At 61.1% G+C, this 13,957-nt stretch carries 17 protein-coding genes, 2 tRNA genes and 2 pseudogenes; 16 read left to right on the forward strand and 5 right to left on the reverse strand.

Annotated elements, in window-relative coordinates:
- Window positions 1–20 precede the first annotated feature (20 nt).
- Window positions 21–911: a LysR family transcriptional regulator gene (locus NKG60_RS02850; RefSeq protein ID WP_352865455.1), complete on the reverse strand. Its 891-nt coding sequence runs from the start codon at window positions 909–911 to the stop codon at window positions 21–23.
- Between the two features lie 104 nt (window positions 912–1,015).
- Here NKG60_RS02850 and NKG60_RS02855 point away from each other — a divergent pair, with 104 nt between their 5' ends.
- The 11 genes and pseudogenes from NKG60_RS02855 (at window position 1,016) to NKG60_RS02905 (ending at window position 7,188) form a co-directional block, all read left to right on the forward strand.
- On the forward strand, window positions 1,016–1,879 hold the full coding sequence (locus tag NKG60_RS02855) for an SDR family oxidoreductase (protein ID WP_352974027.1): 864 nt from the start codon (window positions 1,016–1,018) through the stop codon (window positions 1,877–1,879).
- Between the two features lie 36 nt (window positions 1,880–1,915).
- Window positions 1,916–2,194 (forward strand): annotated as a pseudogene (locus NKG60_RS02860) (AtaL-like protein); the annotation flags it as partial.
- A 220-nt stretch (window positions 2,195–2,414) separates the two neighbouring features.
- The gene (locus NKG60_RS02865; protein ID WP_352666033.1) at window positions 2,415–2,864 is read left to right on the forward strand and encodes a hypothetical protein; all 450 of its coding nucleotides are present in this window, start codon (window positions 2,415–2,417) and stop codon (window positions 2,862–2,864) included.
- Window positions 2,865–3,036: 172 nt separating this feature from the next.
- Entirely contained in the window at window positions 3,037–3,297 is a 261-nt protein-coding gene (locus NKG60_RS02870) for a hypothetical protein (protein WP_352666086.1), read from the forward strand.
- Window positions 3,218–3,460, forward strand: a complete 243-nt coding sequence (locus NKG60_RS02875; RefSeq protein WP_352666034.1) for a DUF982 domain-containing protein — start codon at window positions 3,218–3,220, stop codon at window positions 3,458–3,460. Before NKG60_RS02870 ends, NKG60_RS02875 begins: the two co-directional genes overlap by 80 nt.
- A 165-nt stretch (window positions 3,461–3,625) precedes the next feature.
- On the forward strand, window positions 3,626–3,871 hold the full coding sequence (locus NKG60_RS02880) for a DUF982 domain-containing protein (protein ID WP_352468751.1): 246 nt from the start codon (window positions 3,626–3,628) through the stop codon (window positions 3,869–3,871).
- A gap of 63 nt (window positions 3,872–3,934) precedes the next feature.
- Window positions 3,935–4,114 (forward strand): annotated as a pseudogene (locus NKG60_RS02885) (TetR/AcrR family transcriptional regulator); the annotation flags it as partial.
- Between the two features lie 208 nt (window positions 4,115–4,322).
- On the forward strand, window positions 4,323–4,529 hold the full coding sequence (locus tag NKG60_RS02890) for a type IV toxin-antitoxin system AbiEi family antitoxin domain-containing protein (RefSeq protein ID WP_352865459.1): 207 nt from the start codon (window positions 4,323–4,325) through the stop codon (window positions 4,527–4,529).
- 480 nt (window positions 4,530–5,009) lie between these two features.
- Window positions 5,010–6,365, forward strand: a complete 1,356-nt coding sequence (locus NKG60_RS02895; protein ID WP_352666036.1) for a selenium-binding family protein — start codon at window positions 5,010–5,012, stop codon at window positions 6,363–6,365.
- The gene (locus tag NKG60_RS02900) at window positions 6,362–6,733 is read left to right on the forward strand and encodes a 2Fe-2S iron-sulfur cluster-binding protein (RefSeq protein WP_352974032.1); all 372 of its coding nucleotides are present in this window, start codon (window positions 6,362–6,364) and stop codon (window positions 6,731–6,733) included. The genes NKG60_RS02895 and NKG60_RS02900 overlap by 4 nt, the downstream gene beginning before the upstream one ends.
- 5 nt (window positions 6,734–6,738) lie before the next feature.
- Window positions 6,739–7,188, forward strand: coding sequence for a CoA-binding protein (locus tag NKG60_RS02905; RefSeq protein WP_352666082.1), 450 nt, complete (start codon window positions 6,739–6,741; stop codon window positions 7,186–7,188).
- Between the two features lie 50 nt (window positions 7,189–7,238).
- On the opposite strand, the gene NKG60_RS02910 is transcribed toward NKG60_RS02905, so the two are convergent.
- Both NKG60_RS02910 and NKG60_RS02915 read right to left on the reverse strand, forming a co-directional pair.
- On the reverse strand, window positions 7,239–8,471 hold the full coding sequence (locus NKG60_RS02910; protein WP_352869946.1) for an NAD(P)-binding domain-containing protein: 1,233 nt from the start codon (window positions 8,469–8,471) through the stop codon (window positions 7,239–7,241).
- Between the two features lie 59 nt (window positions 8,472–8,530).
- Entirely contained in the window at window positions 8,531–9,088 is a 558-nt protein-coding gene (locus tag NKG60_RS02915) for an OsmC family protein (RefSeq protein ID WP_292664767.1), read from the reverse strand.
- 722 nt (window positions 9,089–9,810) lie between these two features.
- Here NKG60_RS02915 and NKG60_RS02920 point away from each other — a divergent pair.
- Complete coding sequence (locus tag NKG60_RS02920) at window positions 9,811–10,092, forward strand: hypothetical protein (protein WP_352666039.1); 282 nt, start codon at window positions 9,811–9,813, stop codon at window positions 10,090–10,092.
- Window positions 10,093–10,375: 283 nt separating this feature from the next.
- Here the strand turns inward: NKG60_RS02920 and NKG60_RS02925 are convergent.
- Window positions 10,376–10,450, reverse strand: a tRNA-Asn gene (locus tag NKG60_RS02925).
- 208 nt (window positions 10,451–10,658) lie between these two features.
- On the opposite strand from NKG60_RS02925, the gene NKG60_RS02930 reads away from it, so the two are divergent.
- Window positions 10,659–10,919, forward strand: a complete 261-nt coding sequence (locus tag NKG60_RS02930) for a hypothetical protein (RefSeq protein ID WP_023676401.1) — start codon at window positions 10,659–10,661, stop codon at window positions 10,917–10,919.
- A 63-nt stretch (window positions 10,920–10,982) separates the two neighbouring features.
- On the opposite strand, the gene NKG60_RS02935 is transcribed toward NKG60_RS02930, so the two are convergent.
- Entirely contained in the window at window positions 10,983–11,183 is a 201-nt protein-coding gene (locus tag NKG60_RS02935) for a hypothetical protein (protein WP_352869155.1), read from the reverse strand.
- Between the two features lie 215 nt (window positions 11,184–11,398).
- Here NKG60_RS02935 and NKG60_RS02940 point away from each other — a divergent pair.
- From NKG60_RS02940 to NKG60_RS02950, 3 genes are all read left to right on the forward strand, one after another.
- Window positions 11,399–11,472 (forward strand) — tRNA-Cys (locus NKG60_RS02940).
- Between the two features lie 88 nt (window positions 11,473–11,560).
- A complete protein-coding gene (locus tag NKG60_RS02945) occupies window positions 11,561–12,229 on the forward strand; it encodes a protein-L-isoaspartate O-methyltransferase family protein (RefSeq protein WP_352869152.1) in 669 nt (222 codons plus the stop codon).
- A gap of 185 nt (window positions 12,230–12,414) precedes the next feature.
- Window positions 12,415–13,806: a TolC family outer membrane protein gene (locus NKG60_RS02950; protein WP_352666042.1), complete on the forward strand. Its 1,392-nt coding sequence runs from the start codon at window positions 12,415–12,417 to the stop codon at window positions 13,804–13,806.
- Window positions 13,807–13,957: the final 151 nt, after the last annotated feature.

Raw genomic sequence — 13,957 nt, forward strand, 5'->3', positions numbered from 1 at the left:
GGTTAACCAGCTTCCCGGCGTCATTTGCCGATATAGGCGGCCAGCTCGTCAGGCGTTCCCATCGGAAAGGCCTGCTTCAGATGGTCAATGAATGCGGAGACGCGGGCGCTCAGCAGCCGCCGAGAGGGATAGAGTGTCCACAGGGCGATGTCGGGTCGATCGAGATCCCCCCAATGTACCAGCGTTCCGTCCGCCAGATCATGGCTCACCAGCGACACCGGCAGGCGTGCCGCGCCGACGCCCGCCCGCACCGCATCCCGGACCATGATGAGTGACGACAGCGCAAGGACCGGCTCGATCGCGATTGTTGACCGGCCAGCGGGCGTCTTCACGTCCCAAGCCCTTCGATCGGTTGTCGAACGCATGACGGCCGGGGTCGCCAGACCCTCCGCCGGCCGGGCGAGGTGAGGACTTGCCACGACCACCAGTCGATCACGCAGAAAGGCTCGCCCGACGAGGCTCTCATCCGGATCCGGGTTGACCCGGATCACCAGATCAAATCCCTCTTCGATCATGTCGACGGCGCGGTCTTCCGTCGTGACCTCGAGCCTTACCTCCGGGTATTTCAGGGCGAAGCCGGCAGCGATCTTCCCCATCGCGGTCTGTGAGAACAGCACTGGGGCGCTGATCCGCAACCTGCCTCGCGGCCTTTCGCCGCCTGAGGCGATTGCCGCCGCGGTCTCTTCGAGCTCGGACAGCAACCGGCCGGCGCGCTCGAAAAGCGCACGTCCTTCTTCCGTCAGCTTCAACGCGCGCGCGCCGCGCTCAAACAGCCGTAAGTCGAGACTCGCCTCCAGCTCCGCCACGCGTCGGGACAAGGTGGCCTTCGGGCGCCCGGCAGCACGCGCGGCTTTGCCGAAGCCCCCATGGCGGGCGACCAGATTGAAATCAGCAAGGGCAAGTAGATCCATGTGTTCCACCAGTGAGACGGTGTGTCCAGATATAACGCCTACCGGCACAAATGTGGATCACTAATTTTCTGGGATGCCATCCGGCTCAACTCAGGAGTAACCCCATGACCATTCTCGTTACCGGCGCGACCGGCAATGTCGGCCGCAACGTAGTCGAACAGCTCGTGAAGCGTGGCGCCAATGTGCGCGCTTTGGTTCGCGATCCATCCAAAGCCGACTTCCCCGCTGGCGTAGATGTCGTGCAGGGCGACCTGCTCGACGTCGATTCCCTGCGCAAGGCGTTCTCCGGCGTCTCCACCCTTTTCCTGCTGAACGCGGTGGTGGCCGACGAATACACCCAGGCTCTCGTAACGCTTGCCGTTGCCCGCGAGGCCGGCATCGAGCGGATCGTCTACCTGTCGGTGATCCACAGCGACCTCTACGTCAACGTGCCGCATTTTGCGGGCAAGTTCGGCGTCGAGCGGATGATCGAGCAGATGGGGCTCAACGCCACCATCCTGCGGCCCGCCTACTTCATGAACAACGACATCACGATCAAGGACGTGGTGACCGGCTACGGCATCTATCCGATGCCGATCGGAGCCAAGGGTGTCGCCATGATCGACGCGCGGGACATCGGCGAGATCGCTGCGATCGAACTCATCCGCCGCGAGCAGGCCGCCGCGCCGCTGCCGTTCGACCGCATCAACCTGGTCGGCCCCGACACGCTGACCGGCGCGGATGTCGCGGCCATCTGGACAGACGTCCTGGGACGCAAGATCGCGTATCCGGGCGACGACACCGCCGGGTTCGAGCAGAACCTGCGACAGTTCATGCCGAGCTGGATGGCGCTCGACATGCGCCTGATGGCGGAGCGCTTCCTCACGGACGGCGTGGTCCCCGATGCCGGCGATGTCGATCGGCTGACCGCGCTGCTGGGCCGGCCGTTGCGCTCCTATCGCGACTATGCGGCCGCAATTGCCGGCTGAGTCCCCATCACCGACCTTCTGTCCAGGAGACACATCATGATCTACTCGAGCGCTACCGTTCCGGTGAATCCCGGCGGCGAGACCAGGCTGACCCGTGCGCAGATATGGCAAGGCCTCGAACTCAAGGCGCGCGACGCCAGACTGTTCCTGCCCGCAGGCCTCTGCACCCGTTGCGACGTCGTGGAGGAGAGCGCGACCCACTTCGTGCGCGAAGCTACGCTCGCCGGTGCTGATCTGCGCGAGATCGTCACGCTCGAGCCGGAAAGCAAGGTCACCTTCTTCCAGGCGACCGGTCCGCGCGAAGGGGCGGAGATCGCCTTCGCAAAGCCAGTCCGTCAAACAATCAGCCCGATACCCTCTCCAGCACCCTCGAAACCTGCTTCGCTGTCCATCGGCCGCGCCCCGTGACGCTGAATAGCGGCGAACCCAAAGGCTCCCCAACGCAACGTACCCCGACTACGCGCGTTCTAGTGAATGGGAGGGCGCCATAGCCGATCTGACGGGGGTGGCCTGATGATAAATCGGAGCAACAGGGATGGCAAAGTTTAAAGAAGCCCTTGAGCGCGGGAAGGAAGCTCGCCGTCAGCAGGAGAAGCCCGTCGGCGGCGCGGAGATGGGGAAGCGAGATGCCCCCATGGCGGACTTCAGCGAGCAAGCAAAGGCCTGGCTAAACGACGTCGTGATTGCATCGCTGGAGGCGGCCAAGGCTGACGTGGCAGGCGAGGTGGCTGTCGACATAGACACCGCGCCACGCCGGCAGGTCAAAGCTTTAACCCCGTCGATTCGTTTCCAGATCTACAGGAAGCGAGAATTGGAGAAGGCGCCTAGAAGAACCTTTACGGTCAACGTTAAGGTGAGCGGGGCGGTGTCCGTATCTTCGCCGGGGATGGTGACCAAAGATGTGGGAAACATAGGGGATAGGTCCGACCTACGGGTCCGCACCTTAATAGCCGACCTGATCGAGGACGCTGCCAAGGGTACATAGCAAGGCTGTGCCCACCAGCGCCGTAAGGGAAACGGAGGGGGGTACGTACGGGGGCCTCGCGCGAGCCAGTTATCCGATCACCCCTTGGGTTTTGTACCAAACATTCCCCGCCCTCTAAGGAACAAATCCGCTTGCGAGGGGGTTCGGCCCTATTAAGCATGTAGGCCTGAACGTGGTCGAAATCGATAAAGCCAGACAGGAAGTTGTTGCCGAAGTTGTGCGGCGGTGGATCACTTCAGAGGTAATCCGCAATTACCTTCGCGCCATGCTAAATCTGCCTGTAGAACAGGAGCTGCCGGCTGAGCAAAAGCATTTGCTGCAGGAACTTGATCGGGCCGACAAAGAGTGGCTGCATGGCGCTCCATTGGTTCTCCCCGCCGGTCCCTGTAAGGACCGAGGGTCGCGGTTCGACGCGCAAGGTCAGCAACGCTGAAGCAGCCGCTGAGGAACTCCTGAAGTGGACCAACCATGGCCTTCAGTGGGACCTCGCGGTGCGCGTTTGCATCGCCGTGATTTCCGACCAGATGGCACCCGAGGAGGCCCGCAAGGCATTCCTGGCTGCCGCTAAGGAGCAGGGGACGTTAGTCCCTCCATAAGGTGGAGGCCCGCCGCTCGTGAGAAAGGCGACGGACCCAGCACGCGGCTGCATCCACGAAGAATCGACCGCTGCGATTTCTAAACTACTGAGCGCCTGCGTTGTTCCATTATTGCGGGCTACAACTGGGTTGGTCGGCAGGCTCGTCCCGCTCTAGATTCCCCTCATGGCAACCCATTGGTTCGTCCCTCCTGTGTTCGTAAGGACTGCGTCCGGTGATAGGCATGGCTGCAACAATGCGAGGGCAGCCCTTGAGCAGCTAAAGACGTGGACCCGGAGAGGACCTTGCTGGCACAAGGCGGTGACCCTCTGCCTGTCGGCTGTGGAGGGCGATCCGATTGACCCTCACGTGATACGAAAGGCATTTGAGGCTGCCGCTAAGGAGGCCAAGATGTATCTCTCCCCTGAGTAGTAGGTGTCATGGCTACCCATTGGTTCTCCCCTCCGGTCAACGTCAAGACCGTAAGCATCCGGTAGGGCGTTCCCGGAACTGGATGCGGCAGACAGGCGCCGCGCGGCGATCGGAAGCTTTGCGGCGATGGTGGGGGCAGTGATCCTCGCCCGGGCGATTGACGACCCAGCGTTTTCCGATGAGGTGCTGGAACAGACACGTTCCTGGGTTGATGCCGGGATCAACCAAGTGTCAGCTAGTTAGCCCCGGCAGACCTGTTGTGCTGATTTATGAGACGGGACTTGTTCCCGACGATGTCGCTCGTTCCCCGGCCAGCATTGCAGTCTGGGCGCGCCGCGGCTGGTTCTAGCGCGCCTTAGCGTACAAAAGGCGGTGGCTCCCCGGGACCGACGAAGCAGCGAAATACGAGTTCGCCATAGCGCTCCACCGACACGCGCAACAGCCGCATCAAGTGCGAAAACGTGATCGTGACCGCGCAGAAGCACTACGCCTTGCAGGTGGGCGGCCGCCATCGCTCCGGGATCGCGCCGTTGCTCTGGCGCGAGAGCGCGGCGAGGTGCGGACCCGCGATCTCACCGACATCGGTATCCCACGGTGCTATCTCTCCCGGATGCGCGAGGAAGGGCTGCTCGTGAAGGTCGGCTATGGCCGGTGTTGAGCCACTGCGTTGAAGGCGGCCTGACCTTCAGGCCGGGCCGAATGCGCCATAGGATCGCGCCGCTTCGATGACCTCCCAATCCGGCCTTCGCGGAGGCGTCGATTGGGCGCAGGTTACGGCCGCCCTCGTGCCGTCCTTCAGAAGGCCGCTTGACCCGTCGGGTCTTGGGCCAGAAGCAGTCATCCGTCGTCAGTCATGAAGTGGCCGCTATGCCGAAAGCGGACTGGCGGCTCATACGAAGCCGGGAGCCTTCACTTGGGCTTGGTCCAGGCACCGATTTCCGATCGCCCCACCAATGTTCCGCCGGGATAAGCAGCTCGCGTTGGACAGTCCCGTGGACGCTCTGTCGCCCAGTTGTACGTCACAGTGCGCGCGCTTGACCAGCCACCCCGGCCATAGCGCTAATGCCAAGCATGCACTAATATCCAGCTTGACCCCAGTTGGGGCTGGCCAGTGATCTGTTCAAATTGGGAAGTACCCATGACCAATCATTGCTGTGGACCGGGCTATGCTTCTCCAGCAGAGGCGATGAGGGCACCTCGCGAAAAGCTGCTCTATACGATTGCCATCTACACTGGCACGGGCATTCAGAAGCCGGACTATTTGTGTACCATTGATGTCGACCCGGAGAGTTCGACCTACAGCCAAGTGATTTCACGTTTGCAAATGCCGGGTATTGGCGATGAGCTTCATCACATGGGCTGGAATGCCTGTTCGTCCTGCCATGGCGATGCGAGCATGGAACGCAAGTATCTGATTGTGCCGGGTGTGCGCTCGACCAATCTGCATATTGTCGATTGCGCAACCGATCCCCGCAATCCGACACTGTTCAAGGTCATAGACGGCGCTGAAATCAAAACCAGGACCAACTTGTCGGCGCCGCACACAGTGCATTGCCTCGGCTCGGATATCATCATTTCCATGCTTGGCGACGCTCAAGGCAACGCCCCAGGCGGCTATTTGCAACTCAACAAGGAGTTCGAGATTGTCGGCCGTTGGGAAAACTCCATGGGCAGCATCAAGTTTGGTTATGATTTCTGGTACCAGCCGCGACATAACGTAATGGTCAGCTCGGAGTGGGCCGCGCCCAATACCTTCATGCCTGGTTTTGACCTGGAGGAGGTTGGCCATCTGAAATATGGCCGAGAGATCCATTTCTGGGATTTTGAGAAGAAGGAGCCAAAGCAAACATTCTATCTCGGTGAGGATGGCTTGCTCCCACTCGAAGTGCGATTCCATCACAATCCCGACAGCAGTCACGGCTTTGTTGGCGCGGCCCTTTCTGCAAACATCATCCATTGGTGGAAGGATGCGGCGGGTGACTGGCAATGGGAAAAAATTGTCGATGTTGGCAATGAGCCGCATCCCGAATGGCCGATCCCGATACCGGGCGTGATCTCCGTCATTCTGCTCAGTATGGACGATAGACACCTCTATCTTTGCAACTGGTTGCATGGCGACATCCGCCAATATGACATCTCGGACCCGCATAACGCCAAGCTCACCGGACAAGTGTGGATGGGCGGACTTCTCGGCCGTGCGCCTGAGGTCAACGGCGTGAAAGTGACTGGTGGGCCTCAGATGATACAGCTCAGCCTCGACGGCAAGCGCCTTTATGTGACGACCTCGCTCTTCTCGACCTGGGACAATCAGTTCTATCCGGAAATCCGCACCAATGGCGGATGCATGCTGATGGTCAATTGCGATACGGAAAACGGCGGCATGGAAATTGATCCGCGATTTGTCGTCGATTTTGGCAAGGAAGCAAATGGACCAAGCCGCTGCCACGAAACCCGTTATCCCGGCGGTGATTGCACGAGTGACATCTGGGTATGACCAGCTTCACCATCACCCTCGCCAACCAAGGCGGTGCGGCCTTTGACGTCGATCACCGCAAGCCCCTCTTGCAAAGCCTGCGCGAGCAGGGCGTGGACCTGCCCTACGGGTGCAAGTATGGCGGCTACATAACCTGCGCGGCCAAGATAATCAGCGGCAAAGTCAGTCAAAAGGCCCAGCGGGCGCTGAACAACCGCCAGATCAACAATGGCTATATAATCCTCTGCGTTGCCCGCCCTATGAGCGACTGCACGCTGGAGGTCGGCGTTGAAAGCCACGACAAGCTCTATCGCAACCCCTTCCTAGATCCCTTGGCCGCACATGAATTGAAAGCCGATATTGCGACCCCGTTGGAAGCAAAGAAATGACCCATATGAATCATGATGAGCCCTATTCGGAGGCTTATCTGCAAGACATTCTAAAGTCGGTCAAAACCATTGCGATGGTGGGGGCCAGCCCCGACAAGACCAAGTTTTCCTATGGTGTTCTCAGGGTTCTGCACGAAACCGGCTATGACATGATCCCGGTCAATCCCACTCCCGGTCTGGATGAAATTCGAGGGCTCAAGGTGTACGCGTCACTGGCGGCCATCGACCGGCCTGTGGATATGGTTGAGGTTTTTCGCCGCTCCGAAGATCTGTTGGAAGTTGCACAGGAAGCCATCGCAATTGGTGCCAAGGTTCTGTGGAGTCAGATTGGGGTGCGCGATGACACTGCCGCCCTGTTGGCGGAGGAAGCGGGCTTGAAAGTGGTGATGAACCGCTGTCCCAAGATTGAGTTGTTCCGCCCCTTCTGGAAGCCGAAGTTGCACTTGGGAATATGATTGCAGGGTCACGGAATTCGGCGTTGTCGCGGTAGCTGACCTCCTTGGCCTTAGACGTTGATTGATTTTTGCCTGAGGTAAGATGCCAGATGGTCGCTGAGATCACGCGCGTCGTCGCCGGCGCCGTCGATCAGCGCAGACTTGCGGCGGCGCAGAAATTGCATCCCCATCAGGTACATGCCCGGATGTTCCGCAACGCCGCCGTCGTGACGGACGTGGCCTTTGCGGTCGAGGACCGGCAACTCCAGCCAGGAGTAGTCTGGCCGGTAGCCGGTGGCCCAGATGATCGTCCTGATCGCGCCTCCGGTAAGGTCGAGGCCGAGCGGCGGGTTGTCCTCGACACGGGTCGGCGGCAGGCGATCCGGCGGCCCGACCGTAGCGTCAAGGCCGTTGGCGCGCGCCCATTCGTCGATGAGGTCGAGCAGCCGGGCCATCTTGAGATCGGAAAGCGCGCACATGTTGCGCAACGACCCCGCAAACTGGGCCTTGCCGTCTTCGGTGATGCCAGCGAGACGGCCAACGAGTCTGACGCCGAGGTCGACCAGCGCATTGAGGTCGAGGGTGGTGCGGTCGGGGGTGCCGGCAAGCTGCAGCGAAGGAACCCGTCGTGCCCGTCTGATGTCGTCTACCTCGTCGTAGCGCTCGTCGAGCACGCCGGCGGCGTCCATCCACCACTCCAGGTCCTTGCCGCGATAGACGCGCGGCGCTCGGATGTGCTCGCCCACCGACAGGGTCACTTGACGCCCCGAACGCTGCAGCTCCTGTGCGATCTGGGTGCCGCTCGACGAGGCGCCCACCACCATCACGCCGCCGTCGGCGACCTGAGCCGGATTGCGGTAGGACTGTGCCGTCAGCATGGCGACCGACGGCGGCACGCGGACGGCCAAATCGGGCAGGCGTGCGATGTTGCACGCGCCCGACGCCAGCACGACAGTTCGGCAGCGCCACTCGCCGCGGTCCGTGCGCACGAGATATCCCGTACCGTCGCTGCGAACCGAGGTAACGGTCGTGTGTGTTCTGACTGGAGCCGCGATCGCCTTGGCATAGTTCCCGAGGAAGTCGATCACTTCAGGCATCGTCCGGTAGCCGTCGGGGTCGTCGCCATCGTAGCAGAAGCCCGGCAGCCGGCTCTGCCAGTTCGGGGTGAGCAGCCGCAGCGAATCCCATCGCTCGGTGCGCCAGGTATGGGCGATCTCGCCGCGCTCCAGCAGCACATGGTCGATAGAGCGCTCCGCGAGGCAGCGGCTCATCGCGAGCCCCGCGTGCCCTGCGCCGACGATCACTGTGGTGACGGAACTAATCGCGCCCTCTCATCAGGAGAGTCTACGGCTCGAAGCGCCTTTCAATTCACCACGACCGTGACGTTCGTCGGATTGGTTACAATGTCATAGACAGCCGACCGCTTCTGTGACTGCGCGACGAGAGCCTCGATGTCCTCGCGCTTGGCGTCGGCGTCAATGTTGTACTTCACCGTGATGCCGCTGAAGCCGTTGCGGACGTCGCTGTCGATGCCGAGTATACCCGCAATATCCATGTCGCCTTCGATGGTTGCCTTCACCGACTTCAACTGAATGTTCCGGTTCTGGGCAACAGCGGCGATGCCGGCGGTCAGGCAGCTCGCCAGCCCGACCAGCACGTATTCGACAGGCGTGGCGCCCTGATCCAGGGAAGCAAAGACCTCCGGATGGTCGGCATCGAATGCGAACGTGGTCTTGCGATGCTGGTCCTGGCCGAGACCGTAGAAACTCTCGACCGTCGAGTGGCTGTGGGTGCCATCCTTCCATTCGCAGGCCGCGCGCCACTTGAACTGCGCGGCCTCCGGGGCATTGGTAAGCGCTTCGCGTGCGCCGAGCAGCGCCTCGACGTTAACGCCATTGTTTGCCTGTACTTCGGAAGCCATAGTTATCCTCCCTACTTTGCACTGGCTTAAAAACCCGACCGATCCCACCGACCTCCTGATCAGATTTCACCAGGGGGTGGCATGCTATGGGTAGCGAAGCGTTTCTTCAAGTTGTTTCCATAGAGATATAGTCGCCCTCGTGTACCGAGTTGTGCCTTTCCAGGCTAAGGGTGCCCTGCGTGTCTGTCGGGGTTGGTTTCGCAGCCCAGGTGCCGGCCATAAGCATCGTGATGCAGTTCTTGAGGGTCGCCGGCAAGCTAGCGGACTGCATTTCCGCAGGGTGATCTTCCTGGCGTTGCGAACTGCTGGTTCGCCGCCGTTAACGGGCATTCAGAAGCTGCGAAATCAATTTCGGGTGCTGGGGCGACGACGACCTCCAGCGCGGTCAACTGCAATGTCTGCGTCCGGGCGGAGGCAAAGTTCGCCTCTATAACCGAATGCTGGCGCAAGGCGGACCTGCCCGATGTTTCATGCGCGAACGCCTGAGATGCGAGCGCCGCCATTAACCATCGATTAACTATCGGGTCGCCTTTAATTCAATTTTGCAGCATACTGATTTGGGTAGCGAGGTTGCTCAAGGAGACTGGAACAAGAGGGTAATTCTCCTGTTCGCGCACTCGTCCCTTCACTCGTGCGCGACTGTCGAAATTGTAAAAGGAAACGACGGAACACCGTCGTCTCATGGGGAGGCGCCAGCATCATGTTTGATGAGGAGCGCCTGAATGAAGATCGAAGACGCAGTTACGGCCGTCACGTCAGAAGCGAGCACGCTCATGTCTTGCCTCGGCCAGCCCGTTGTCGCCTACCATGTCACGGAAATCATGAGAGAGGCAGACCTGGCCCACGCCCGCGAGATGCAGCTCGCGCTGATGCGACGAAGCATCGAGGCTCTTGTCGATGATGGCCTGGAAGGCGTCGCCGCCGAACATTTCGCATCCCAGTTCGACGGCCGCGTCGGCCTGACTTGGAGACTCCTACACGCATCCGACGGCGTGGCGCATTGATCACGACCAGAGCGGTTTTGGTCAAGCTCTGGCAAGATCAGCTTCGAGGCGCGAAGCCGATGATCGGCGAAGCCGCCGATCGTCGGTATTTCCGCATGTCTGCCGCCGATCTTGAGATTGCGGCTTGCGAGGAATAGGCATGGGCGGGCGAGGCCGATATTCTACGCTTGGATTCGTCGGTCCTCGACGCTCTGCCACTCTGGAAGCAGGACTAGCGCGATCAAAGCGTAGGGAAAAATCGCACGCCGCCGTGCCATATTGCGCCTTAGCATACAATGAGCGCTGGCTCCCCGGGCCGGATTCGAACCAGCGACCAACCGGTTAACAGCCGGTTGCTCTACCACTGAGCTACCGGGGAACAGAGGCTCTTGCGTGAGTGGGGCAGCCTATAGCAAACCCGTTTCGGCTTTGCAAAGAAGCATTTCGCATTTTTTCGAGGCTTTTTGGCGCGAGGCTTTCTGGCAATGGGCGGCGAGCGCACTCATATGAGCTGTCTCACGCCTGTCACGGAACGGAAAAGGCCGTTGCGGCTTTCTCCGGCTGATGCAAACGGATCGACATTTCACATGACGGCAATGAGCGACGAACAGCCACCGGCCCGGAAAATCTCGGTCTTCGGCCGCCAGTTCACCATGCCGCGCTCGCGCGGCCTCAGGATTGCGATCGGTGTTGTGCTGATCATCGGCGGCATTCTCGGCTTCCTGCCGATCCTGGGTTTCTGGATGGTACCGATCGGATTGCTGGTGCTCTCCTATGAATTTGCATTGGTGCGCCGTCACCGGCGCCGCTTCGTCGTCTGGTGGGAGCGACGGCGCCGGCCGGATTGAGGTTGCCTGCTGACAAGCCGGAAACAGGCAATTGTTTTGAGAGCGGCGTGCTCCGCCTATCCACTACCGAGGCTCGTCGAAACAGCTTTCCAGGCGTTCGCAAAGTTCCTTGAGAACGGCGGTAGCCGACGCCAGCCGCGCCCGGTCGCGCGGCGGCAGGCTGTTTGCGCCTTCTATGCCGAGGCGGTCGATGGCATAGCGCACAAGCTCTGCAGACTGCGACAATCCGCGCGGTGTGCCGTCTTTCGTAGTTGCTTGAGCCATGGCGGAACCTCCTTTCTGCCCAACGTGATCGCCGGTATCGGGTTCCTCTCGCCGAGAATCATGCTTAACGATAAGCTAATATGTTATTGCTAGCATGGCATGGCGTTGATAAGCAGTGCCTCGATGTCGGAAGAACCGTTGGGAATGCATGGTGGCCGCTTGACGGCATTTTCGCCGCAACCTATTGGAGCCGGGTGGAACGCCGGGAGCAATGAGGCCTCGTGGCGGAGTGGTTACGCAGAGGACTGCAAATCCTTGCACCCCGGTTCGATTCCGGGCGAGGCCTCCAATGCCCGAGCTCCCGCGCGTCAGCGCCAGGGGCTTCAGTTCGGGTCGAAACAGCCGCGCCCTTCGCGCGGCAAGCGGATGGTTGGAACATGAGCGCTGATTTTGCCGAACGCCGGGTGAAGATGGTCGACGGCCAGATCCGCACCACCGACGTGACCAGCGCGCCGCTGCTCGAGACGATGCTTGTCGTGCCGCGCGAGGCCTTTGTTGCCCCCGGCCAGCGCGATCTTGCCTATATCGATGAGGACATCCGCATTGCCGATACGGCCGATGGTCCGCGCTATCTGATGGAGCCGTCGCCATTGGCCAAGCTGATGCAGCTGGCCGATATCGGCCCAAGCGATTCGGCACTCGATGTCGGTTGCGGCACCGGCTATGCGGCGGCGATCCTGTCGCGGCTGGCAAGGTCCGTGGTCGCGCTGGAATGCGATGCGGCGCTGGCCGAGACCGCCACGTCGACGCTCGCGGCACTTGGTTGCGACAATGTCACCGTGGTCCAGGGAGCGCTGCCGCAGGGCCATGCGGCCAAGGCGCCTTACGACGTCATCCTGATCGGCGGCAGCGTCGGCGAGGTGCCGGCGGCGCTGTTCGACCAGCTTGCCGAAGGCGGCCGACTCGTCGCCGTTGAAGGGCAGGGCAATTCGGGCGTAGCCCGGCTTTTTTTTAAGACTGGAGGGGTTGTAACGGGAAGACGCGCATTTAATGCGGCAATTAAGCCACTACCGGGATTTGAACGCATTCCCGCCTTCGAATTCTGAGTGATTTTGCCTTGCAGCGAAGGCGTTGTCATGATCGCTTGCGTTTGAACAATCGTTGCTGATCTGCATAACCGGGCGTTTCTGGGGCTTTCAGCGGGGGAACGATAAAAAACGCGGCGCCGGCTGATCAGAAGGAGAAGCCAGCGTGGCGCAGTTCCCGTGCAAAACGAATGAGGGAATATAACGTGCCGTCTGTACGCAAGTTGCTTTTTACCGCTGTCCTCGTTTCGGCGACCGCGCTGTCTCCAATGGCCGCCTCGGCCGAAACCATTCTCGGGGCACTTTCAAAGGCCTATCAGAACAATTCCTCGCTCAATTCTTCGCGCGCCGGCGCGCGCGTCACCGACGAGGGCGTGGCAATCGCCAAGTCCGGCTGGCGCCCGACCATCACTGGTTCCGGAAGTATTGATTATACCGCCAGCCACAGCAACCGGTTGCACCGAAACATCTCGATAACCACCGGCAACTTCGGCGTCGAGATCGACCAGACGCTGTTTGACGGTTTTCAGACCAGGAACAATGTGGCGGCCGCCGAATCGCGGGTCCGCGCTTCGTTCGAAAGCCTGCGCAACGCCGAAGAGAACACTCTTTTCAATGCGGCAAGTGCCTATATGGACGTTATCCGCGACCGGCAGGTCGCCGTGCTGACCGAACAGAACCTGCAATTCCTGACCGAGCAGGCACGTGCGGCGCGTTCGCGCTTTGAGGTCGGCGAAGGTACCCGCACCGACGTCGCGCAAGCCGACGCCCAGCGTGCCTCCGCGGTGGCGCAGTTGAGCGCCGCCCGCGCGACGGCGCTGGCAAGCGCTGCGACCTATCGCCAGATCGTCGGCGACGAGCCGGGCAGGCTCAGGCCGGCTTCGCCGGTGTCGAAGCTGTTGCCGTCGAGCCTCGATGCGGCGATCGCGATCGCATCGGCCGAGCATCCGGCCATCCTCGCTACCGCGCATCTGGTCGACGCGGCGGCGTTTTCGGTGAAGTCTGCCGAAGGCGCGTTGCTGCCGCAACTATCGGCGTCGGCCGGTGTTTCGAGCGCCATTCGCGGCACCGCGCCCGGCTCGCTCTCCTCGACACAGGATGGCGTAACCAATTCGGCGAACATCGGCGCGACATTGACGATACCGATCTATTCCGGCGGCCGGACCTCGGCATTGGTTCGCCAATCAAAGGAATCACTCAGCCAGGCCCGTATCGAGGTCGATGTCAGCCGCGACACCGTGCGCCAAGCGGTGACCTCGGCATGGTCGCAATACACCGCCGCGCAGCAAAGCGTCACGGCCAACCGGCAGGTGGTCGCCGCCGCGCAGCTTGCCTTGAACGGCGTCATCGAAGAGCGCAATGTCGGCCAGCGCACCACGCTCGACGTGCTCAACGCGCAGGCGACCCTCATCACCGCCAAGATCAATCTTGTCAGCGCCGAACGCGACGTGGTGGTAGCAAGCTATGCCATCCTCTCGGCGGTTGGCCATTTGTCGGCAGAGCGCCTTGCGCTCAACGTGACGAAGTACAGGCCGGAAGAGCACTACGACGCCGTCAAGGACAAGTGGATCGGCCTGCGCACGCCGGACGGCCGCTGATCGCCAGGCCGTGTTTTCAGCCCGCGCTCGAACGACGCGCGGGCTTCAACTCCCGACCCTAATCTGTTGAAATCCGAGATGTCGCCAGATTGGGGATTCTCGTAAGCCGTTCCGTCGGTTACGCTGTCGCCATGATTCGAATCCGGCATTG

This window comes from Mesorhizobium sp. M1428, assembly GCF_040317515.1.
Taxonomy (GTDB): Bacteria; Pseudomonadota; Alphaproteobacteria; order Rhizobiales; family Rhizobiaceae; genus Mesorhizobium.